We start from the raw sequence: 21,250 nt of genomic DNA, 5'->3' as shown, positions 1-21,250 counted from the left end.
CCTGATTCCTCAGCGGAGCGACCGGAAGTACGCCCGTTCCTCGGCGTCGAGGTGCTCGATCGCGTAACTCAGTGCGGTACGGCCCATCTCGGGCGCGTGCGCGCCGAGATAGTCGGTGAGGATGTCCCGGCCGACACGTTTGCCCATCTCCCGCAGCATCCACCCGGTGGCCTTCTGGATCAGATCGCGGCGATCGTCGACGACGCGCGGTACGACGGCGAGCGTCGCGTCCGCGATGCCGTGCTTGAGAAACGCGAACGTACCGACGATCCCGGCCCGGCGAATCCACAGATCGTCGGCGGAGGCGAGTTCGACGAGCGGGCCGTGATCGTCGAGTCGGACGAGCCATGCACCGAGGATCGGGTCGGCAGATGAGTCGATGAGATCCCAGTTGTCCACCTGACCGGTGAACAGGGCGCGGCGGTAGAGGCTCACCCAGTCGACACGTGACGCATCATCGGTCGACCGTTCGAACTCGCCGCGCAACAGGAACAGCGCTATCAAGCGGTGCTCGTGGATCGCCGACTCCAGCAGCTCACGAATAACGTCGGGTTCGACACCGCGAAATCGCTTGGCGACCTTACGTAATCGGGGCACGGTGACGCCGATGAACTCGTCGCCTTCGCCGTATTCACCGGGGCCGGTCTTGAAGAACCGTGCCGATCCGGCGGCGCGAACCGGGTCGGCGTGCTCGGCGACGGCGGCCACGATCTGTCCGACAGTCGCCTCCCCCACACCGGGAGACCCTGCTCCGTCCGACGCGCCTGCGCCCATTCAGCCGACGAGGTCGGCGATCGGGGTTCTGGTGAGCAACTTCGGCCTCGTCTTCATGACCGCGCCGACCTTGCCCGCGCCGACGACACCGGTGAGATAACCGTCCCGGCTGTAGTAGGCGAGGAACTTCGTCCCGTCGTCGTCCACCAGATGCAGGTCGTCGGTGGCCTCCGGCCGGCCGAGTACCTGGATCTTGAGACCGTATTGGTCGCTCCAGAAGTATGGCGGTGCGGCGGGGATCATCGCATCGGTCTGGGCGATCCGATGTGCGACGACCGTGGCCTGTTCGACGGTGTGCGTCCAGTGTTCGACGCGTCGGGTTCCGCCCGTCTCGGTCCGCCAGTTCGCGACGTCGCCGAGCGCGTACACGTCCGGGGCCGAGGTGGCGCCGTACTCGTCGCAGGCGACGCCGCCCCCGGATTCGCGTGGGGCCAGGGCGATCCCGGAGCCGTCCAGGTAATCGATCACCGGGGTCGAGCCGATCCCGACGACCACGATGTCGGCGGCGAGTTCGGTTCCGTCGGCCAGCACGACGCCGCTGACCCGGCCACCGTCCGTGCGGATCTCGTCGACTCCGATCCCCGTCCGGACGTCGACTCCGTTCGCGACATGCATCCGGGCGATCAGCTCGCCGATCTCGGTGCCCAGGGCGGCCGCGAGCGGTGTCGGGGCCGGCTCGACCAGTGTCACCGCGAGACCGCGCTGGGTGAGGCTGGCGGCCACCTCGCAGCCGATGAACCCCGCGCCGACCACGACCGCCGCCGACGCCTGTTCGATCTCACGGCGCAGCGCCAATGCGTCGTCGATGGTGCGCAGGACGTGGACCCCGGCCACATCCTCGGTGCCGGGCAGCGATCGGGGTGCCAGACCTGTGGCCAGGACCAATGCGTCGTAACGCAACGTCTCCCGGTTTCCCGGATCGTCGAGTCGTTCGACGGTGACCGTGTGGTCGTCGGGCGCGATCGCGCACACCCGCTCGCCGACACGAAGGTCGACCGACGCGTCACCGAAGTAGTCGGCGGGTTTCAGGTCGACGCGATCGTCCTTGCCCAACAACACCGACTTCGACAATGGCGGTCGATCATAGGGTGGGTGCACTTCGGCTCCCACCAACGTGATCGGACCCGCATAGTCATTGGACCGCAGGCTCTCCGCTACGCGGATTCCGCCCAGACCCGCACCGACCACGACCACACCCGCGGCTGACCCGCTCATCTCCCATGCCTCCCTGACGCATCGTTCCGCGGTGCGGGCACGTGCCCGACTGCGGCTGCCGGCCGCCGATGGCCGACCCGGGGACGCGCTGGATGCATCCCCCTCACCGGGTGACGTCGCCGACCATGTCGAGGTCGGCGAGTCGCCAATGACCATCGACATTACGCATGGTGGCCCATCGAGCGGTAGGGGTCCTTTCCCCGTTCCGTTCTTCGGGATCTGTCACACCCTGGACCCGGATCGTCGGATCGGCGAACACGAGGACCTGGGCCCGGTCATCGGCGTAGGTGTTCACGCCGACGCCGACCACCCGCACCGACATCGTCGCACCGGTCTCGACAGCGCCGGCGAGCACCGCGTCGGGCCCCTGACTGCGATAGGTCTGCAGCAGCGGAGGGGCCAGGTGTGTGGCCACCGCGGCGCGGTCGGCGGGGCCGTCGGCGGGCGCAAAGGTCATGAGCGCGGTGACGGCGTCGCGGGTTGCCGTCAGCAGCGCGTCGCGCTGCGACTCGTCGGGCACCGGCCGCGCACGTGCGGCGGTCACGAAGGCAGCGACGGCCACCACCGCCGCGAGGATCGCGATCACGCCGAGTACGACGGCCCGGCGACGTCGACGCCGGGGCAGGTGGGCACGTGCGGTCATGCCTGGCCCGCCTGACTGATCAGCCACGCCGAATCTGTTCGGGTCATGGTCACCTCGACGGTCACCCGACGGTCCCGGACGTCTCCGCCGACGAGCTGCGGGTCGGTGGCCTCGGCCACCAGCAGCACCGTCGCCTCGGCGCCGGCATCCGCGGAGGGCGGGTCGGTGACGAGCCCGGCCGACAGCACCTCCCCGGTACTCGGCGAGTCCAGAGCGCCGACGGCCTGCGTCAGAGCGTCGCCCGCGGTCTGGAGCCGATCGCGTTGTGCGCCGGTGGTCACGGCCAGCGCCCGCTTCAGGTAGCCCTGGGGATCGGCGGGATCGGCGGTCAGCAGTGTGGTGACCGCGGCGCGGGATGCGTCCAGTGCAGCGGTGGCCGCGTTCGACCGGGCCTGCTCACCGCGGTTGTGCACCCACAGCGCGATCGCTCCGCCGGCGACGACGAGTGCGAGCACAGCGATCGCGCCGATGGCGATCAGGAACCTCCGGGTGCGCCGACGCGCCCGGTCGCGCAGTGGGGCCGCGGCGGCGATACGCGCCGATCGCGCGTTCCGGGTCGCCGCGTCCACCCGACGACGCGCCGCCGACAAGTCATCCGTCGTCGCCTTCGGCGCAGTGCCTCCCGATCCGGTCATGACATCACCTCCACCCGCGTAACCAACCATTTGTCGCCGTCGCGAGTGAATCGCGCTGCGACCGTGCGCTTCTCGGTGATCGGCGCCGAGTCCTCGGCGGCCGGAGTGGTCACCACGGTGGCGCGGATGAGGGTGTCACCACGATCTGGGGCCGCATCGATCACCCCGACGACGTCGGGTGTCCAGGTGATGCTGCGTGCCCCAGCCGCCGGGGGCCGCGTCAACTCGGTCGCATAGCGTGCCGCGAACTCCCCGCCGACGAGGCCGCGCGCCCTTGCACGATCGGACTTCCAGGAGCCGGCGTCGACCGAGAACACCTGGGCCACAATCCCACCTGCCTCGTGGCGAAGTTCCGTGCGGCTCTGCTCGGTGGCCGAAGCGGTGGCCGCGGCGCGCCATTGCCGACCGAGCACTCCGACGAGTCCCGCCAGCACGACCACGATCACCACAGCGATGACGACTGCCGTGCGTACCGGGATCACCCGATCGGTGGTTCTCGGTGGCCTCGCTGCGGGCGGGCTCCCCGGGGCGGGGGCGGGATCGGTGCGCTTCACGGCAGGTACTGCACCGCCGCGATTTTCAGCCGACCGTCATCGGGTTGCATCAGGACGCGCAGGCGAAACTGCCGTACCGACTCCCCCGCGGCCGTCTCCGATCCTTGGAGGAACTCGACGCTGGCGGCGACCAGTACCGTTGCCTTGTCGCCGGATCTGCCCGACACTCCGGCGCCGTCCACCGTTCCGCGGGCGACGGTGCCCTGCGACTCGACGAAGCGTGAGTAGCTGTCCGCCGATTGGGCGAACTGGTCGCGGAACTCGCCGGTGGAGCCATCGAGGATGCGGCGCGCCTGATCCGGCCGACGATGGTCGGGACTGAGCAGCAGTGCGACGCCGGCAATCGCGGCCTGCTCATAGTCGGCGTCGGTGTAGGCGGCGTCGGCGCGCACCCAGACGGTGACGCCGACGGCCGCGACGACAACCGTGACGATGGCCGCCACGGCCATCAGCCACCCGACCCGCGACGGCCGTCGCAGCCCCGCACGGACTTCTACGGCCTCGAGCTCGTCGATCGCACGGCGCAGCTCGGCACGCGCGACCCGTTCGGCATCGAGCAAGGCATCGGCGGCCATCCGAGGGTCCTCTCCGCGGGGATGCCGACCTCCCCGTCGGCAGCCCCAGCCTAGTGGCACCCGCGGGCGGCCCTCGGCGCCTGCACCGTCATTCCCATGCGAATACCGGGCAAATCGCGCAGAATCAGCTATTACCTGCGAGGAGGCGCTGATGACGCGACCACAATCGACGACGAACTCGATTTTCCGACGCAAACCGGTGACGGGCGAGGGTGCGCCCGGGCATGCTTCCGGCGACCCCCATCTGAGCCGGAGTATCGGGACGTTCCAGCTGACGCTGTTCGGCGTGGGCGCAACGGTCGGCACCGGTATCTTCATCGTCGTCCCGGAGGCGATCAGCTCTGCCGGTCCCGCCGTCATATTGTCCTTCGTCATCGCCGGCGTCGCGGCCGGTCTGGCCGCCATCTGCTATGCGGAGATGGCGTCGGCGGTGCCCGTGTCCGGGTCGAGCTACTCCTACGCCTATGCGACCCTGGGCGAGGTCGTCGCGATGGGCATCGGCGCCTGTCTCATGCTCGAATACGGCGTCTCGGCCGCCGCCACCTCGATCGGTTGGGGGCAATACCTCAACGAACTGATCGGGAACCTGTTCGACTGGCAGATCCCGCACGCGCTGAACGCGGCACCCTGGGGCGTCGACGACCCCGGCATCATCAATTTGCCGTCGGTCATCCTGATCTTCCTCTGCGGACTCCTGCTGATCCGCGGGGCGAGCGAGTCGGCTCTGGTCAACACGGTGATGGTACTCATCAAGCTCGGCGTCCTGCTGCTGTTCGGGGCGGTCTGCCTGACGGCCTTCACCTCGAGTCACTTCTCACCGTTCATGCCCGAGGGGATGTCCGGCGTGACCTCGGCGGCGGCCGTCATCTTCTTCACCTTCATCGGACTCGACGCGGTGTCGACAGCGGGCGACGAGGTGCGCAACCCACAGAAGGCCATGCCGCGCGCGATCATCGGCGCGCTCGTGATCGTCATCAGCATCTACCTGCTGACAGCCGTGGCGTCGATAGGGGCGCAGGCATGGACCGAATTCAATCCGGACGACGAGGCGAGCCTGTCGCAGCTGGCCAACAACGTCACGGGCAACACCATCGTGGGCAACATCATCGCGGTCGGCGCGGTCATCTCCATCTTCTCGGTGACGCTCGTGGTGATCTACGGGCAGACCCGCATCCTCTTCGCCATGGGCCGCGACGGCCTGCTGCCGTCGGCGTTCTCCAAGGTCAGTCGTAAGACCATGGTTCCGGTGAACAACACCGTCATCGTCTGCACGGTGATCGCCATCCTCGGCGGCTTCGTCCCGATCGACAAACTCTGGGATCTGGTCTCGATCGGCACTCTCGCGGCATTCATCGTGGTGTCCATCGGCGTGCTGATCCTGCGCCGGACGATGCCGCACCTGGATCGGCCGTTCAAGGTCCCGGGTTATCCGGTGACGCCCGTCCTGTCGGTCGCGGCGTGCATCTGGATTCTCAGCGGGCTGCACTGGGTCACGTTCATCTTCTTCGGCCTATGGGTCGGTGTCGCGCTGATCTTCTACTTCCTGTGGGGCCGACGCCACAGCAGGCTCAACCAGGCGCCGGGCACCGCCTCCGACAAGGTGGCGCCGTGACGATTCTGGTCGGATACGTCCAGGGCGAGGGTGGTCTCGGCGGGGTGCAGCTGGGCGCGATGATGGCCGAGTCACTCGGCACCGATCTCGTCGTGGCGACCGTCGTGCCGAAACCCTGGACGACACCGTCGATGGGCAAGATCGACGCCGAGTTCGTCACGTGGACCGATCAGGTAGCCGACAAGGCCGCCGCCGAGATCACCGAGTACATGCAGATCTACCCGCCGGAGCTGGCGTGGCGATTCCTGCGCCTCGATCACCGAACCGCCTCGGCGGCACTGATCGACTGCGCTCGGGAGCTGTCCGCAGACGGGATCGTTATCAGCTCCACCGGGGACGGCCAGTTGGGTCAGATCGTGATCGGCTCGACCGGCGACACGCTCATGCATCGCTCGCCGATACCGATCGGGGTCAGTCCTCGCGGCTATCGCTCGCCCAAGGACGGTCGGCTCACGCGAGTCACCGCCGCGATCGCCGGTTCCGATCCGGCATCGGTGTCGGTCGTCGATCGGGCCCGAGCGTTGTCCGACCGGATGAACGCCCCACTGCGTCTCGTCACCTTCGCGGTCCGGGGCGGCGCAATGTATCCCCCGCTGGTCGGTCTCAGCATCGAGGACACCGTGCTCGCTCAGTGGAAGGAGCAGTCGCTCGAGGCTCAGGAGAAGCTGGTGAACGACGGTCGCCTTCCCCCGGACACCGAATGTGTGGTCGCCGCGGGGCGCGGCTACCGGGAGGCGTTCGACTCCGTCGAATGGATCGACGGCGAGGTGCTGTTCGTCGGCAGTACCCGTGAGGGCATTCTGTCGCAGGTCTTCCTGGGTTCGCGTGCCACCAAGATCATCCGGCACTCGTCGGTCCCGGTGGTGATCCTCCCCCGCTGATCAGCGTCCGGCGATGCGCTTGTCGTACTCGGCGCGGCCGGCGCGGTCGAAGTCGAGGAAGATGCTGTCCAGCTTGGTCATCCGACGCGACGCGCGCTTGGATCGTTGGGTGAACAAGGGATTGAGCGCGACCCACGCCATCGACCGAGGGGCCGTCACCCGGACACGTGGACGAGCGATGATGCCCACCACCTCGGCGGCGACGTCCTCGGGTTCGCTCACCCGGATGAAGGCGTTCGTCTTGAGTCCGTCGATGAGCCCGGTCCGAGTGAACGTCGGCAGCACCGTGCTGATCCGTACCCCGGACCCGCTCAACTCGGCGTCGAGTGCCTCGGAGAACTCGATGACACCGGCTTTCACTCCGTTGTAGACCGCCATTCCCGGTGTGGGCAGGCGACCGGCCACCGATGCGATGTTCACGACCTGGCCGCGACCGCGTTCGACCATCCGACGGGCCGCCAGCTGCGTGCCGGTCAGCACACCCACCAGGTCGATGTCGACGGTCCGGCGGATCATCGCGTCGTCGAAGGAGAGGAAGTGACCCACCGGCATGATGCCGGCATTGTTGATCAGTACGTCGATGGGCCCGAGCGCGGCTTCGACGGCGTCGAGGAACGCGGTGAACGATTCGCGGTTCGTCACGTCGACCCCGAATCCCTCGACCCCGAGGTCGGCGGCAGCCTTGCCCACCGCCTCGTCGTCGATATCGCCGAGCGCTACCACCGCTCCGGCCTCGAACAGCTGTGTCGCGGTTTCGAATCCGATCCCACGCGCACCACCGGTGATGGCGATGACCTTGCCGCGCAGGGCCGATCGGATCTCTTCAGGATCGGCGCCGCGGCGCAGGCGATCAAGGACTGACATGGGTTGTTCCTTTCGTGGTCACAACAAATCTCGGCGCTGCCGCCTCATCGCAGGCTCTGAGGTGCGGGCTTGCAAACTTCCCCCGTCACGAAGGCGCGCCCTTCGTGACGGCCCTCCGCTAGCGCTCCGGACCTCCTCAGGGACCGGAACGGCCGCCCCCGCCACCGGGCCCCACGACGCTCCCCCGCTCCCTGAGGAGCGAGCCTGCGAACTCTCCCGCTCCCTGAGGAGCGAGCTTGCGAGCGTCACGAAGGGGCGCCCTTCGTGACGGCCCTCCGCTAGCGCTCCGGACCTCCTCAGGGACCAGAACGGACCCGCCCCTCCGCTAGCGCTCCGGACCTCCTCAGGGACCGGAACGGACCCGCCCCTCCGGCCAGCGCTCCGGACCTCCTCAGGGACCGGAACGGACCCGCCCCTCCGGCTAGCGCTCCGGACCTCCTCAGGGACCGGAATGCACACGCCCGCGGGACCGGAATGGCCCCGCCCCCGCCGGCGGCCCCACACGGCTCACCAGATCATCGGGGCCAGATACTTCGCGGCCAACTGGCGAACGGCCTCGGGTTGCTGCTTCGTCTCATCCGAAGCCGGGATCTCCAGGAAGGAGATCACCAGCCGGACATGGAGTTCCACCGCCTGGTGAAGATCCTCGTCGGGCATCTGCGCCCCCGCGTCCCGCAGGGTGTTGGCCACCCGGTCAGTCACCATGTCGATGAACAGGGACGTCACCGACGCGGTGATTCCCCGCATCTCCGAATCGGTGAGGACCAGCCTGCGCATCAGCGGATCCTCGGAGATCATCACCGCGCCCTCGGCGAAGGCCTCCACGACCGCGTCGGCCGGGCCGAGTCCGACGACCGCGTTCATGAGGCGGTGCATACCCCGTTCGTAGAGGTCGTTGGCCACCGCGAGCAGCAGCGCCTCCTTGTTCGGGAAGCGGCGATACAGGGTGCTGCGACTGACGCCGGCCTGCGCGGCCACCTCGTCCATGTTCGCGCGCCGGACCCCCACCGCGGTGAACTCGGTTTCGGCGGCCGACAGGATCGCCTGTTCCTGATCCTCGGGGCTCGCGGTGTTGCGCGCCTTGCGTGGGGCCTTGGTCGATGACATCGGAGCGGGCGTCATCGGCGTCGGAGGTCCACGGGCAGTTTGTCCTTCGGGACCGGAAGCGAGCTGTAGTCCATCGGGACCTGGTAGTCGTCCGGGACCGACCACTCGTAGTTCCGCACCAGGTGATGCAGGATCGTCTTGATCTCCATCTGGCCAAAATACAGCCCGATGCACTTGTGCACGCCGCCACCGAACGGCGTCCACGCCATCCGGTGTCCCTTGTCCTCGGCCCGCTCGGGCGAGAATCGCTCCGGGTCGAACATGTCCGGGTTCGTGAAGAACTCGGGGTCGCGGTGATTGGTCATCTGCGGCACCGAGACGAAGCTGCCCTTCGGGATGTAGTAGCCCTGAACCGAGGTGTCCTTGATGGCCATGCGCGGCTGCGCCGGCACCGGCGGACACATCCGCAGGGATTCCTTCATGACGAGGTCAAGTGCGGAGAGCGACTTGAGGTCGTCGTATCCGAGCTCCGGGTTCAGTTCCATTGACTGCTCGTGGGCCTTGCGCTGCCACTCCGGCGATTTCCCCATGCGGTAGGCCATCTGCGTCATGGTGATGGTCGAGGTGTCATGGGCGGCCATGAGAACGAAGATCATGTGATTGACGACGTCCTCGTCGGTGAAGCGGTCGCCCTCGTCGCTCTCTGCATGACACAGCACCGAGAAGAGGTCCGGGGTCTCGCGCGCCCGCTTGGCCGCGATGTTCTCGTGGAAGAACTCCTCGAGCACCTTGCGTCCGCGGAGCCCTTTCCACCACCGTCCCCCCGGGACGGGTTTGCGAACGTAGGCGACACCGGCCCGGACCGTGTCGATGAACGCCTTGTTGATCTTGTCGGCCTCGTCCTTCGGCAGTTCGAGACCCAGGAAGACCTCGAGTGCGACGTCGAGCGTGAGCGCCTTGAACTCCTCGAACATCTTCACGTTCCCGGTCGGGAAGCGCTCGACCCGGTCGGCGATCATCGGCTGCATCTCCTGCATATAGCCCTTCAGCACCGACGGTGTGAAGGCCTGCTGCAGGATGTGCCGGTGATGACGGTGCTCGTCGAAGTCGAGCAGCATGATGCCGCGGTTGAAGAAAGGGCCGATGAAATAGCTCCACGCCGGGCCGTTGGCGAATGCCTTGTCGCGATTCATCAGGATCTCGTCGGCGGCGCGCGGACCCGAGGCGATCACCATCTGGATTCCGAGGGCGTTGAGTCCGGACACCTGACCGAAACGCGCGAGCCGCTCGTCGCCGAACGCGAACGGGTCGCGCCGCATCGCCATCATCTCGAGAATCCCGTTGCGCTCGGCACAGGGCACTTCCAGCAGGCCGCTGTCGGCCGGGGCCTGGGCAAACACCGTTGTCATCGCCATCTCCTCGCCACCGTGAATTTTCGATCAGCAACCTCCGGACGTGGTGTGACGTCGGTCGCATCAGTTCTATTGGAACAGATTAGCGGAAATGTTTCTAGGGCCGTGTCCGAGGGCCCCGTTCGGCGAGAAGCGCGTGACACCGCCGCACCCGGTCGCGCCACCAGCGATCACGATCGGAGTCCGCGAGCGGGGCCGAGCCCGGATCGATCGCGCCGGGTCCGAACCACCGCGGGGTGACCGACCCGTCCGCGGGCACGAACGGCTCCGCGACGTCGGCGGTGAAGAGGGTCCCGGTGGCCAGGCCGCACGCGTGGTCGAGCGACGGCAACGCCGCGGCGGTCGCGACGCCCGCGGCGATCCCGACCGCCGAATCCAGCGCCGACGACACGACCACGGGCAGACCGAGATCCTCGGCCAGCTGCAGCGTCGCGCGCATTCCCCCGAGCGGGGCGACCTTGATGATCGCCAGATCCGCGGCGTCGGCGGCGACCACCCGATACGGGTCGGCCGCCTTGCGGATCGACTCATCCGCCGCGATCGGGACGTCAACGGCCCGGCGCACCGCGGCAAGTTCTTCGACGGTGACACATGGCTGTTCGACGTACTCGACGTCGCCGATCGCACGGATCGCACGGATCGCTTCGTCGACGGTCCACCCGGCGTTGGCGTCGATGCGCACCGTCGGCACCACGGCGCGGGCGGCAGCCACACGGGCAACGTCGTCGTCCAGCGTCTGGCCTCGCTCGGCAACCTTCACCTTCGCGGTGGTCGCACCGGGGTTACGGGCGAGGATCGCGGCCACGTCGTCGGCCGGGACGGCAGGAACCGTCGCGTTCACCGCGACCTCCTCGCGGTAGGCCGGCGGCGGACCCTGGTAGGCCGCCTCGATCCCCGCGGCAAGCCAGGCCGAGGCCTCGGGGTCGTCGTACTCGACGAAGGGGCCGAACTCTCCCCACCCCGCCGGGCCGGCGAACACCATCGTCTCGCGTTCGACGAGCCCGCGGAACCGGCTCCGCATCGGCAAGCGAACCGTGATCGCCGAAGCGAGCAGTTCGTCCACGGGCGGCAGCAGGCTGTCCACCATGACATCACCTCCAACCCAGCTCGGTTGAAACAAATCTTTCATTCCGTTCCAACCTGCGTTAGTCTCCTCTCATGTCAGTCAACCAGGACTATGAGCGGGCAATCCGTGAGGCCGAGCCCGTCGTCGTCGACGACGTCGACACCTCCGACGTTGCGCCCCGCCTGGGCGCCGATTCACTGGTCTGGAAGTTCTACGGGGACAGTCGGGGCATCCTCGGCTTCCAACGACTCGCGGGCACCGAGAACTGCATCGAACAACTCGGGCAGGCCGTCCTGGACCACTCGGTCATCTTCGACGACTTCCTCGGGCGCGCGCGGCGTACCGGCCCGCCGGTGATGAAGACCGTCTATAGCACCGAGCCGCAGAAGTGGGGGCGCACGGTTCGCGATTTCCATCGCGACATCAAGGGCACGATCAGCGACGGATCGCGCTATCACGCACTCAATCCCGAGCTCTTCTATTGGGCGCACGCCACATTCGTCGATCAGGTGCTCTTCATCACCGACACGTTCATTCGTCGCCTGAGCTACGCCGAGAAGGTGCAGATCTTCGAAGAGAGCAAGATCTGGTATCAGCTCTACGGGGTGAGCGCGCGCAGCCAGCCACAGACCTATGAGGAGTTCCTCGCGTACTGGGACGACATGTTGAACCGCTTCGTTCCACACAAGACGGTCGTCTACGCGACCGGCTACATCCGACAGGGACTCCCCCGCCCGAAGATGGTGCCCGCACCCGTCTGGAAGGTTGCCTCGGCACCATTGAACGCATTCCTTCGCACGGTTATCGTCGGGACTGTGCCCCAGCAGATGCGCGACGTCTGCGGGTTGGAGTGGAATGAGAAACGCGAGAAGCACTTCCAGCGTTTCGCGGCCACCATGCGTGCACTCAACCCGGTGTTCAACCGGCTCCCACTGAAGTGGCTCTACGTCCCGTGGGCGTATCGGGCCTGGCAGGAGATCGGCATCGATCCGCGTCCGCTCCACAACAAACCGGCCGCCTGAGCGCACTCGCCCGCGACCTGGCCGGTTCGCCCCGGCTGGTGGCGTGCGGGCCGGTCGCGGTCAGGTGGCGCGGAGGAACTCGCCTGCCGCGGTACCGAAGTCGTCGACACGATCACGGTGCACACTGTGCCCGATGTCGATCACGGTGAGCCGCGCGTCCGGCATCGCGTCGCTCAGTGCATGCAGGTGCCGCGGCGGGAGAAAGCTCCGCCCGCCACCGGAGATGACCAGGGTGGGCGCCGTCACCACCTTCAGACGCGCCCACCACCCCGGATCGGCGACCGCGAACTGCGGGGACACCTCGGTGGCCACGCGCCGGTCGAAGCGGATGAGCGGCACCGGATTCCGCACCGCCCACCCCAGTCCTCGAACCCGCTCACCGAGCGAGGCGGCGACGACGATGTCCTCATCGACGTCGTGCTGGTCGCGGGGCATCGGCGGGATCTCCTCCAGGACCAGACGGCGCACTCTGCCGGGGACGTCCATCGCCAGCCGCAGTGCCGAGTGCGCGCCCAATGAGTGCGCGACCACGTCAGCCACCGGGATTTCGAGGTCGTCGAGTACGAAGCGCAGGTCGTCTCGGAAATCGTCGAGGAGGTAGGTCTCGGCGTGGCCGCTGCGCCCGTGACCACGCAGGTCGACGGAGACGACCGTCCTGCCGTCGCGCCGCAGTGCGCCGGCGAAGGCCCGCCACGTGCTGTGGTCGCCGGCCATCCCGTGGACCAGCAGGACCGGAGGACGGTCGCGGTCGACACCAGAGACCCGGACACCGAGCGCGAGGTCCCCGGACGGCGTCGGTCGATGCAGAACCCGCATGCGTACGAGGGTAATCAGTGGCGCATCTGCTGGGATTACGGGTTCCGTCGGCGCGATTATGGGTTCCGTCGGCGCGTTCGAGGGTTCCGTCGGCGCGATTATGGGTTCTGTCGGCGCGATCGAGGGTTCCGTCGGCGCGATTACGGGTTCCGTCGGCGCGTTCGAGGGTTCCGTCGGCGGGCGGCGCGCTCAGCGCCGGGGTCGCGGTGGCCTCAGTCGCGGAACCACCCGCTGCGTTTCGCGTTGAACACCATGTCCTGCCAATAGCCCCACTGGTGGGTTCCGACCGCGGGATAGTCGGTGGTGATGCGCACGCCCGAGAGCGCAGCGGACACCTCGAACGAGCGGGTCTGCGCCAGCGACACCACTTCGAGCGGCGTGCCCTTGATGGAACCGATCGCGTCGGTGTTGTACTTACCCCACACGCCTGATGCGGCGCCGACGCGGATGTGCATCCCCCTCATCCGTGAGATCTGGGCCAGCGCGTCGTTGCGTATCCAGCGATCGTCCCACGGCGGTCCCCACATGCTGTCCGCACTGAAGGGGCCGACCCCGGCCTCCATCCCGGCATCGATCAGGGCCAGTCGCACCGCCTCACGCATCGTCGGTGCCGACAGGTTCAGAAATCCCGACATCGAGAAGATGTGCGAGATCCGCTTGCGGTGGTAGGCGCCGTAGATCATCGCCGCGTTGCCACCCATCGAGATGCCCATGATCGCGTATTTCGACCGGGGACCTACGGCGAGTCCGCGGGCGTCTAGTTCGTTGACGATCGTGTTCAGCCGGCAGGTCCACCGATAGCGATACTTGATCTTGTTGGCGGGGCTGGCCGCATTCCAGTCCGTGTAGAAGCTCGCGAGCCCGCCGACCGGTTCCACCACGTTCACACCGGAATTGGCGATTCGCTGAATCCGGGTCTCATGCCGCCACCCGCTCATGTCATTCGTCGCCCGAAGACCGTCGAGGGCGATAACGGTCTTGTAGTTGCCCCACCGGACCCACATGTCCACCGGCGTCGACGGCATACCGCAACCCGCAACGTAGAAGCGGCTCAAGGACGCGGCATTCGCGGTGCCGGCCCCGACGGACCCGATGCCGACGATGGTTGCCGCGACGAGTAGGCAGACGAGGACTCGACGACGCAGCGCCAGCCGGCGTGGTCGGATGGTGAGAACTGGCACCGCAGTACCGTAATCCGCTGTGTCACCGGGTCGCCACAGCTGTGACCAGAGCAGCGGCAGACCGAAACGGGGCTGTTACCAAAGTGTCTGGTGCTACTAAAGCTACTGGAGTGATCCGATTGCGCGGGTCACTTTCGATACCGCGGGCGGCGCGGGAGAACGCGGGTTGTCGAAGACCCGCGCGACCCCAGCCGACCCGCGCGAACCGAGCCGACCCGCGAACCGAGCCGACCCGCGCGAACCGAGAGCATCCGCATACCGAGGAGAAGCGCGATACGAGCAAAGGCGCCCGGCCACTTACGTGACCGGGCGCCTTCTCGACTCAGTGAGTCAGATCGTCAGGAGGACAACCTCACTTGTTGATCTTGGTGACTCGACCCGCACCGACGGTGCGGCCACCCTCGCGGATGGCGAAACGCAGGCCCTCGTCCATGGCGACCGGCTGGATGAGCTTGACGCTCATCTCGGTGTTGTCGCCCGGCATGACCATCTCGGTGCCCTCGGGGAGGGTCACGACGCCGGTCACGTCGGTGGTACGGAAGTAGAACTGCGGACGGTAGTTGTTGAAGAACGGGGTGTGGCGTCCACCCTCGTCCTTGCTCAGGATGTAAGCCTGGCCCTCGAACTCCGTGTGCGGAGTCGTGGTGCCCGGCTTGACGATGACCTGACCACGCTCGACGTCCTCACGCTTGAGGCCGCGCAGCAGCAGACCGGCGTTGTCGCCTGCCTGTGCCGAGTCGAGCAGCTTGTGGAACATCTCGATACCGGTGACGGTGGTCTTGGTGGACTTGTCACGGATGCCGACGATCTCGACTTCCTCGTTCACGTTGACCTCGCCGCGCTCCACACGACCGGTGACCACGGTGCCGCGGCCGGTGATGGTGAAGACGTCCTCGACAGGCATGAGGAACGGCTTGTCGGTCTCACGGACCGGGTCCGGGATCGACTCGTCGACGGCAGCCATGAGCTCCTCGACGGACTTGGTCCACTCGGGGTCACCCTCGAGCGCCTTGAGCGCCGAGACCTTCACGACCGGAGCTTCCTCGTCGAACTCCTGGGCGGCCAGCAGTTCGCGGACCTCCATCTCGACGAGCTCGATGATCTCGTCGTCGTCGACCATGTCGGCCTTGTTCAGGGCGACGAGGATGTAGGGCACACCGACCTGGCGGGCCAGCAGCACGTGCTCGCGGGTCTGCGGCATCGGGCCGTCGGTGGCGGCAACCACGAGGATCGCGCCGTCCATCTGGGCCGCACCGGTGATCATGTTCTTGATGTAGTCAGCGTGACCGGGGGCGTCAACGTGTGCGTAGTGACGCTTCTCGGTCTCGTACTCCACGTGCGAGATGTTGATCGTGATACCACGAGCCTTCTCTTCCGGAGCCTTGTCGATCTGATCGAACGCAAAGCTCTGGTTGAGATCCGGGTACTTGTCGTGCAGCACCTTGGTGATGGCCGCGGTCAGCGTGGTCTTGCCGTGGTCGACGTGACCGATGGTGCCGATGTTCACGTGCGGCTTGGTCCGCTCGAACTTCGCCTTCGCCACTTTGTTTGTCCTCCTGGACTGTTGTTGTCCTGCTGGGCGGATCCCAGCAGGAGTCGTTACTTACGTTGTCGCGCCCGCTCTGGGTTGTTGCCAGCGCTTGGTCGCTGCGACAACCGACTTATTCGCCGGTCGCCTTAGCGATGATTTCCTTCGACACGTTCGACGGAACCTCCGCGTACGAGTCGAACACCATGGAGTAGTTTGCCCGGCCCTGGGTCTTCGACCGAAGGTCTCCGATGTAGCCGAACATCTCCGACAGCGGAACCTGTGCCTTCACGACACGGGCGCCACTGCGCTCCTCCATGGCCTGGATCTGGCCACGGCGGGAGTTCAGGTCGCCGATCACGTCACCCATGTAGTCCTCCGGAGTCGTGACCTCGACGGCCATGATCGGCTCCAGGATGACCGGGCTCGCCATCTTCGCAGCCTCCTTGAGGGCCTGCGAACCGGCGATCTTGAAGGCCATTTCCGAGGAGTCGACGTCGTGGTACTGACCGTCGAGCAGGGTGACCTTCAAATTGACCAGCGGGTAACCGGCGAGAACGCCGTACTGCATCGCATCCTGCGCGCCGGCATCCACGGACGGGATGTACTCACGCGGGACGCGACCACCGGTGACAGCGTTCGCGAATTCGTAGGTCGCACCGTCCTCGGCGTCCACGAGGGGCTCGAGTTTGATGATGACCTTGGCGAACTGGCCCGACCCACCGGTCTGCTTCTTGTGGGTGAACTCGTGCTTCTCGACCGTCTTGCGAATGGTCTCGCGGTAGGCGACCTGCGGCTTGCCGACGTTCGCCTCGACCTTGAACTCGCGCTTCATTCGGTCGACGAGGATGTCGAGGTGGAGCTCGCCCATACCGCCGATGACGGTCTGGCCGGTCTCCTCGTCGAGCTTCACCGAGAAGGTCGGGTCCTCTTCGGCCAGCTTCTGGATCGCGGTGCCGAGCTTCTCCTGGTCGGACTTGGTCTTCGGCTCGATCGAGACGTTGATGACCGGGTCCGGGAAGCTCATCGACTCCAGCACGATCGGCGCGCTGGCATCGCACAAGGTGTCACCGGTGGTGGTGTCCTTCAGGCCGATCATCGCGTAGATGTGGCCCGCGGTCGCATCCTCGACCGGGTTCTCCTTGTTGGCGTGCATCTGGAACAGCTTGCCGATGCGCTCTTTCTTGCCCTTGGTGGCGTTGAGCACCTGGGTGCCGGCACTGATCCTGCCCGAGTAGACACGGACGAAGGTCAGCTTGCCGAAGAACGGGTGTGCGGCGATCTTGAACGCGAGCGCCGAGAACGGCTCGTCCGACGACGGCTTGCGGGAGAGGACTTCCTCCTCGTTGCCCACGGCGTGACCCTCGACCGAGGGGACGTCGAGCGGCGACGGCAGGTAGTCGATGACCGCATCGAGCATGGGCTGGACGCCCTTGTTCTTGAACGCCGAACCACAGATCACCGGGTAGTACTCGCGCGCGATCGTCAGCTTGCGGATGGCAGCCTTGATCTCCTCGACGGTGAGTTCCTCGCCGCCGAAGTACTTCTCCAGCAACGCCTCATCGGTCTCGGCGACGGTCTCGAGCAGCTTCTCGCGGTATTCGGCGGCCTGGTCGACGAGATCCGCGGGGATCTCCTCGATGGTCGGCTCGGCACCGATCTCCACGGTGCCGCGCCACGTGATCGCCTTCTGCTCGATCAGGTCGACGACGCCGTCGAAGTTGTCCTCGGCGCCGATCGGGAGCTGCAGCACCAGCGGCTTCGCGCCGAGACGCTCCTCGATGGTGCGCACGGTGAAGAAGAAGTCCGCACCCAGCTTGTCCATCTTGTTGACGAAGCAGATACGCGGGACTTCGTACTTCTCGGCCTGCCGCCAGACCTGCTCGGACTGCGGCTCGACACCTTCCTTGCCGTCGAACACGGCAACGGCACCGTCGAGCACGCGCAGGCTGCGCTCCACCTCGACGGTGAAGTCGACGTGGCCGGGGGTGTCGATGATGTTGATCTGGTTCTTGTTCCAGAAACAGGTGACCGCGGCGGAGGTGATGGTGATCCCCCGCTCCTTCTCCTGCTCCATCCAGTCGGTGGTCGAAGCACCGTCGTGGGTCTCACCGATCTTGTAGTTCACACCGGTGTAGAAGAGGATTCGCTCGGTCGCGGTCGTCTTGCCGGCATCGATGTGGGCCATGATGCCGATGTTGCGAACCTTGTTCAGGTCGCTGAGCACTTCCTGTGCCACTTGGTTTCCCTTCGGGAATTGCTGTTGAACAAAGGGCATGCGCTCCGCGTGACCGTGGTTCGATCACGCGGAGCATGTTCTCACCAGCGGTAGTGCGCGAACGCCCGGTTGGCCTCGGCCATCTTGTGGGTGTCCTCGCGACGCTTGACCGACGCACCGAGGCCGTTGGAGGCATCGAGAAGCTCGTTGGCAAGGCGCTCGACCATGGTTTTCTCGCGACGCTGACGGCTGAAGGTCACCAGCCAGCGCAGCGCCAGGGTGTTGGCGCGGTTCGGCTTGACCTCGACGGGCACCTGGTAGGTGGCGCCACCGACGCGGCGGCTCTTGACCTCGAGGGTCGGCTTCACGTTGTCCAGCGCGCGCTTGAGCGTCACGACGGGATCGGTGCCGGTCTTCTCGCGGGCCTGTTCGAGGGCCTGGTACACGATGCGCTCGGCGGTCGACTTCTTGCCGTCCAGCAGGATCTTGTTGACCAGCTGGGTGACCAGCGGCGAACCGTAGACGGGATCGTTGATGAGGGGGCGCTTGGCAGCGGGTCCTTTACGTGGCATGACTTATCAGTTCCCCTTCTTCGCGCCGTAACGGCTGCGCGCCTGCTTGCGGTCCTTGACACCCTGGGTGTCGAGCGAGCCGCGGATGACCTTGTAGCGGACACCGGGGAGGTCCTTCACACGACCACCGCGGACGAGCACCATCGAGTGCTCCTGCAGGTTGTGACCCTCACCCGGGATGTAAGCGGTGACCTCGACGGCACTGGTCAGGCGCACACGGGCGACCTTACGCAGCGCGGAGTTCGGCTTCTTCGGGGTGGTGGTGTAGACGCGCGTGCACACGCCACGACGCTGCGGGCTCCCCTTGAGGGCCGCGGTCTTGGTCTTGGCAGCCTTGTCGTGACGGCCCTTGCGGACCAGCTGATTGATCGTTGGCACTAGGTGTGTTCTTCCTTTGTCGGCAGTTGTTCCTCGGCGTCTTGTGGACGCGTCGGACGCTCTGTAGTTGTTGCGCTGCGGTTTGTGCTCCGGGCAAGCTCTCGAAAACCGTTTCCGGTTTCGCTGCTTCCGCAACTCGCCCCACCAGCGCATAAGCGCTGGTCAGTACATTTATCGCTACCCCGAGGTCGGGCGTGTCAAACGCTCGACGACGGTCTCGCCTGTCAGTTCGCAAAAACCCGGTGCGCCGGGCATGCGGACTGGCCCAGCATGGGCCGGGCACCGGCGATCCACTCTACCGATCGAGTTTGCACAGGTCAAAAAACGGATCCCGCATCCGAATCGGGAGTCGACGCGACATGAACAACGCGTGGACACGCGACGGGTTCAACACCGACCGCGCCGGGTGTCTTCCCGATCGACCGTCCTACGAAAAAGGTTGCCGCCTGGCCCGATTCACGAGCCGGACGGCAACCTGTGTCGACGGGGCCGAGGCTACGGGGTGTTCCACCAGGCGAGCACCGACGGCCAGGCCTTGGGGTTGGATGTCTGGTAGCCGAGGTAGGCACCGATCGCAGCGCCGATGCCGGCTCCGAACCAGCCGAACACGATGAACCCGATCAGCCCCCCGATCAACGTCGACACCGGCGTGTTGCCCTTCCAACCCTTGTTGAGTTCGTTCCACATCATGTCGTAGCGCTGCGCCTTGGTGATCCGCTTGGCACGGGGCTTCACCTGCTGCTTCTTGGCGGCGGCGGTGGCCGCGACATCCAGCTGAGCGCGGTACGCCGGGCTGACGGTGGGGGTGAACACGGCCCTCGTCCCGTCTGCGCTCACCGACCAACGCAGCGGCACCCGGAAGCCGTCCATCGTGCCCGCCAGCGGCATCGCGTCGACGACACGCCCCTGCCGATCACGCACCTGCAGTGCGGTGCGCGCCGCGTTCGGCACGAACACGGCGTCTGCCAGTGTGGCGACGACGCTCTGGCCGTTCGCCGTGAGTCCGGCGGTGACAAACGGAGAGCCCGAGGACCGAACCGGAGCAGCGTTCGCAGTGGCCGACGGGATGACCAGGGCGACCGCGGTGAACGCGGCGATCGCCAGAAGGACACGGTGGATGTGTTTCATTGACCCCAACTTCAAATGTGAACCGTGAATACCCTCAGCGGGAATACTGAGAGACGGCTGAACTCTAGCCGGGCACACCGACACGTGAGTCTCGGGATCGCCGACCGGCATCCGAGATCACCCTGGTTGTCCTTCCGATTCACGACCCCAACCGAATCCACCTCAGGGACAATGCTATTCGGTCGACTGAGGCAACTTGACCTTCGCTGCTCCGCGCTTGGCCGGGTTCGACGGCGGTGGCACCACGGGACCGATGTCGCCGTCGGGCGCGGTGTCGAGGTCGACGATGACGGGCGCATGATCACTCGGCTTGGTGCCCTTGCGAGCCTGCCGATCGATCCACGCCGCCGCAACCCGATCGGCGATCCCACCACCGGCGAGGATGAGGTCGATGCGCATGCCGAGGTCCTTGTGGAACATCCCGGCGCGGTAGTCCCAGTAACTGAACACCCGCTCCGACGGCCACCGTTCGCGCACGACGTCACGCAGGCCGAGCGCCCCGAAATCGTCGAGCGCGGTGCGCTCGGGCTCGGTGACGTGGGTGTGACCTATGTAGGCGGCGGGGTCGAACACGTCGGCGTCCGCGGGCGCGATGTTCATGTCACCGCACAGCATCGTGTTGCTCGACGCGTCGGCCGCCTCCCCTGCCGCGACCACCGCGCGCAGCTGCGACAGCCACGCCAGCTTGTAGCGGTAATGATCGGAATCCGGCTCGCGCCCGTTGGGGACATACAGCGAGTAGATCCGCACTCCCCCGCAGATCGCCGACACCGCCCGCGCCTCCGCCGGCGAGTCGGGCTCGGGGAAACCCGGAGCTTCGTCGAAGCCCTGCCGGACGTCGTCGAGGCCGACACGCGAAAGCAGCGCCACCCCGTTCCACTGCCCCTGCCCCACATGGGCGATCTCGTAACCGCGCTCGGCCAGATCGTCGCCGAGCACCTCGTGGAAGGCATCATCGGAGAGCTTGGTCTCCTGCAGGCAGACGACATCGGGCTGTCGCTGATCGAGCCACGGCAACAGACGTGGAATCCGCTGCTTCACCGAGTTCACGTTCCAGGTCGCGACACGCATGGGGTCCACGGTAGCCGGGCAGCTCACCGCCGCCGTGGGGTGCCTTCACCCGCCCGCG

Annotated in this window: 21 protein-coding genes; 3 read left to right on the top strand and 18 right to left on the bottom strand. The window is 66.6% G+C overall.

From position 1 onward, the window contains the following. Nucleotides 1-9: 9 nt before the first annotated feature. From AC4AMJ_RS03910 to AC4AMJ_RS03885, 6 genes are all read right to left on the bottom strand, one after another. A complete protein-coding gene (locus AC4AMJ_RS03910; protein WP_489917314.1) occupies nucleotides 10-774 on the bottom strand; it encodes a DNA alkylation repair protein in 765 nt (254 codons plus the stop codon). Next, nucleotides 775-1,989, bottom strand: coding sequence for an NAD(P)/FAD-dependent oxidoreductase (locus AC4AMJ_RS03905; protein WP_489917313.1), 1,215 nt, complete (start codon nucleotides 1,987-1,989; stop codon nucleotides 775-777). It abuts the gene before it with no gap. Between the two features lie 103 nt (nucleotides 1,990-2,092). After that, entirely contained in the window at nucleotides 2,093-2,632 is a 540-nt protein-coding gene (locus AC4AMJ_RS03900) for a hypothetical protein (protein WP_489917312.1), read from the bottom strand. After that, nucleotides 2,629-3,267 (bottom strand): hypothetical protein, encoded by a 639-nt coding sequence (locus AC4AMJ_RS03895; protein ID WP_489896877.1) that lies wholly within the window; start codon nucleotides 3,265-3,267, stop codon nucleotides 2,629-2,631. Before AC4AMJ_RS03895 ends, AC4AMJ_RS03900 begins: the two co-directional genes overlap by 4 nt. Further along, nucleotides 3,264-3,821: a hypothetical protein gene (locus tag AC4AMJ_RS03890; RefSeq protein WP_489917311.1), complete on the bottom strand. Its 558-nt coding sequence runs from the start codon at nucleotides 3,819-3,821 to the stop codon at nucleotides 3,264-3,266. The genes AC4AMJ_RS03895 and AC4AMJ_RS03890 overlap by 4 nt, the downstream gene beginning before the upstream one ends. Next, entirely contained in the window at nucleotides 3,818-4,396 is a 579-nt protein-coding gene (locus AC4AMJ_RS03885) for an Rv1363c family protein (protein WP_489917310.1), read from the bottom strand. Before AC4AMJ_RS03885 ends, AC4AMJ_RS03890 begins: the two co-directional genes overlap by 4 nt. A 151-nt stretch (nucleotides 4,397-4,547) precedes the next feature. On the opposite strand from AC4AMJ_RS03885, the gene AC4AMJ_RS03880 reads away from it, so the two are divergent. Together AC4AMJ_RS03880 and AC4AMJ_RS03875 are read left to right on the top strand one after the other, a co-directional pair. After that, nucleotides 4,548-6,008, top strand: coding sequence for an amino acid permease (locus AC4AMJ_RS03880; protein WP_489917309.1), 1,461 nt, complete (start codon nucleotides 4,548-4,550; stop codon nucleotides 6,006-6,008). Then, nucleotides 6,005-6,889: a universal stress protein gene (locus tag AC4AMJ_RS03875; protein ID WP_489917308.1), complete on the top strand. Its 885-nt coding sequence runs from the start codon at nucleotides 6,005-6,007 to the stop codon at nucleotides 6,887-6,889. Before AC4AMJ_RS03880 ends, AC4AMJ_RS03875 begins: the two co-directional genes overlap by 4 nt. Here the strand turns inward: AC4AMJ_RS03875 and AC4AMJ_RS03870 are convergent, their stop codons facing one another. The 4 genes from AC4AMJ_RS03870 to AC4AMJ_RS03855 form a co-directional block, all read right to left on the bottom strand. Further along, on the bottom strand, nucleotides 6,890-7,753 hold the full coding sequence (locus AC4AMJ_RS03870) for an SDR family oxidoreductase (RefSeq protein ID WP_489896882.1): 864 nt from the start codon (nucleotides 7,751-7,753) through the stop codon (nucleotides 6,890-6,892). 507 nt (nucleotides 7,754-8,260) lie between these two features. Then, the gene (locus tag AC4AMJ_RS03865) at nucleotides 8,261-8,860 is read right to left on the bottom strand and encodes a TetR/AcrR family transcriptional regulator (RefSeq protein ID WP_489896883.1); all 600 of its coding nucleotides are present in this window, start codon (nucleotides 8,858-8,860) and stop codon (nucleotides 8,261-8,263) included. A gap of 11 nt (nucleotides 8,861-8,871) precedes the next feature. Continuing rightward, nucleotides 8,872-10,209, bottom strand: a complete 1,338-nt coding sequence (locus tag AC4AMJ_RS03860; protein WP_489917307.1) for a cytochrome P450 — start codon at nucleotides 10,207-10,209, stop codon at nucleotides 8,872-8,874. Between the two features lie 100 nt (nucleotides 10,210-10,309). Then, nucleotides 10,310-11,299 (bottom strand): o-succinylbenzoate synthase, encoded by a 990-nt coding sequence (locus AC4AMJ_RS03855; protein WP_489917306.1) that lies wholly within the window; start codon nucleotides 11,297-11,299, stop codon nucleotides 10,310-10,312. Nucleotides 11,300-11,370: 71 nt separating this feature from the next. On the opposite strand from AC4AMJ_RS03855, the gene AC4AMJ_RS03850 reads away from it, so the two are divergent. Further along, a complete protein-coding gene (locus AC4AMJ_RS03850; protein WP_489917305.1) occupies nucleotides 11,371-12,300 on the top strand; it encodes an oxygenase MpaB family protein in 930 nt (309 codons plus the stop codon). Nucleotides 12,301-12,360: 60 nt separating this feature from the next. On the opposite strand, the gene AC4AMJ_RS03845 is transcribed toward AC4AMJ_RS03850, so the two are convergent. The 8 genes from AC4AMJ_RS03845 to AC4AMJ_RS03810 all read right to left on the bottom strand — a co-directional run bounded on the left by AC4AMJ_RS03845 (nucleotide 12,361) and on the right by AC4AMJ_RS03810 (nucleotide 21,192). Then, nucleotides 12,361-13,116, bottom strand: a complete 756-nt coding sequence (locus AC4AMJ_RS03845; protein ID WP_489917304.1) for an alpha/beta fold hydrolase — start codon at nucleotides 13,114-13,116, stop codon at nucleotides 12,361-12,363. A 212-nt stretch (nucleotides 13,117-13,328) separates the two neighbouring features. Continuing rightward, nucleotides 13,329-14,297 carry an alpha/beta hydrolase gene (locus tag AC4AMJ_RS03840; protein WP_489917303.1) on the bottom strand — a complete coding sequence of 323 codons (969 nt, stop codon included), beginning with the start codon at nucleotides 14,295-14,297 and terminating at the stop codon, nucleotides 13,329-13,331. Nucleotides 14,298-14,649: 352 nt separating this feature from the next. Then, nucleotides 14,650-15,840, bottom strand: coding sequence for an elongation factor Tu (gene tuf / locus AC4AMJ_RS03835; RefSeq protein WP_489896888.1), 1,191 nt, complete (start codon nucleotides 15,838-15,840; stop codon nucleotides 14,650-14,652). A gap of 118 nt (nucleotides 15,841-15,958) precedes the next feature. Continuing rightward, nucleotides 15,959-18,064 carry an elongation factor G gene (gene fusA / locus AC4AMJ_RS03830; RefSeq protein WP_489896889.1) on the bottom strand — a complete coding sequence of 702 codons (2,106 nt, stop codon included), beginning with the start codon at nucleotides 18,062-18,064 and terminating at the stop codon, nucleotides 15,959-15,961. 80 nt (nucleotides 18,065-18,144) lie between these two features. Beyond that, the gene (rpsG, locus tag AC4AMJ_RS03825; RefSeq protein ID WP_489896890.1) at nucleotides 18,145-18,615 is read right to left on the bottom strand and encodes a 30S ribosomal protein S7; all 471 of its coding nucleotides are present in this window, start codon (nucleotides 18,613-18,615) and stop codon (nucleotides 18,145-18,147) included. A gap of 6 nt (nucleotides 18,616-18,621) precedes the next feature. Next, entirely contained in the window at nucleotides 18,622-18,993 is a 372-nt protein-coding gene (gene rpsL / locus AC4AMJ_RS03820) for a 30S ribosomal protein S12 (protein ID WP_489896891.1), read from the bottom strand. Between the two features lie 495 nt (nucleotides 18,994-19,488). After that, complete coding sequence (locus AC4AMJ_RS03815) at nucleotides 19,489-20,121, bottom strand: DUF8020 domain-containing protein (RefSeq protein ID WP_489917302.1); 633 nt, start codon at nucleotides 20,119-20,121, stop codon at nucleotides 19,489-19,491. A gap of 174 nt (nucleotides 20,122-20,295) precedes the next feature. Continuing rightward, nucleotides 20,296-21,192, bottom strand: coding sequence for an exodeoxyribonuclease III (locus tag AC4AMJ_RS03810; protein WP_489896893.1), 897 nt, complete (start codon nucleotides 21,190-21,192; stop codon nucleotides 20,296-20,298). Nucleotides 21,193-21,250: the final 58 nt, after the last annotated feature.

It is taken from the genome of Gordonia sp. LMA484 (assembly GCF_058129505.1).
The sequence above is the reverse complement of the archived record's forward strand: the minus strand, read 5'-3'. Positions and strand labels throughout refer to the sequence as shown.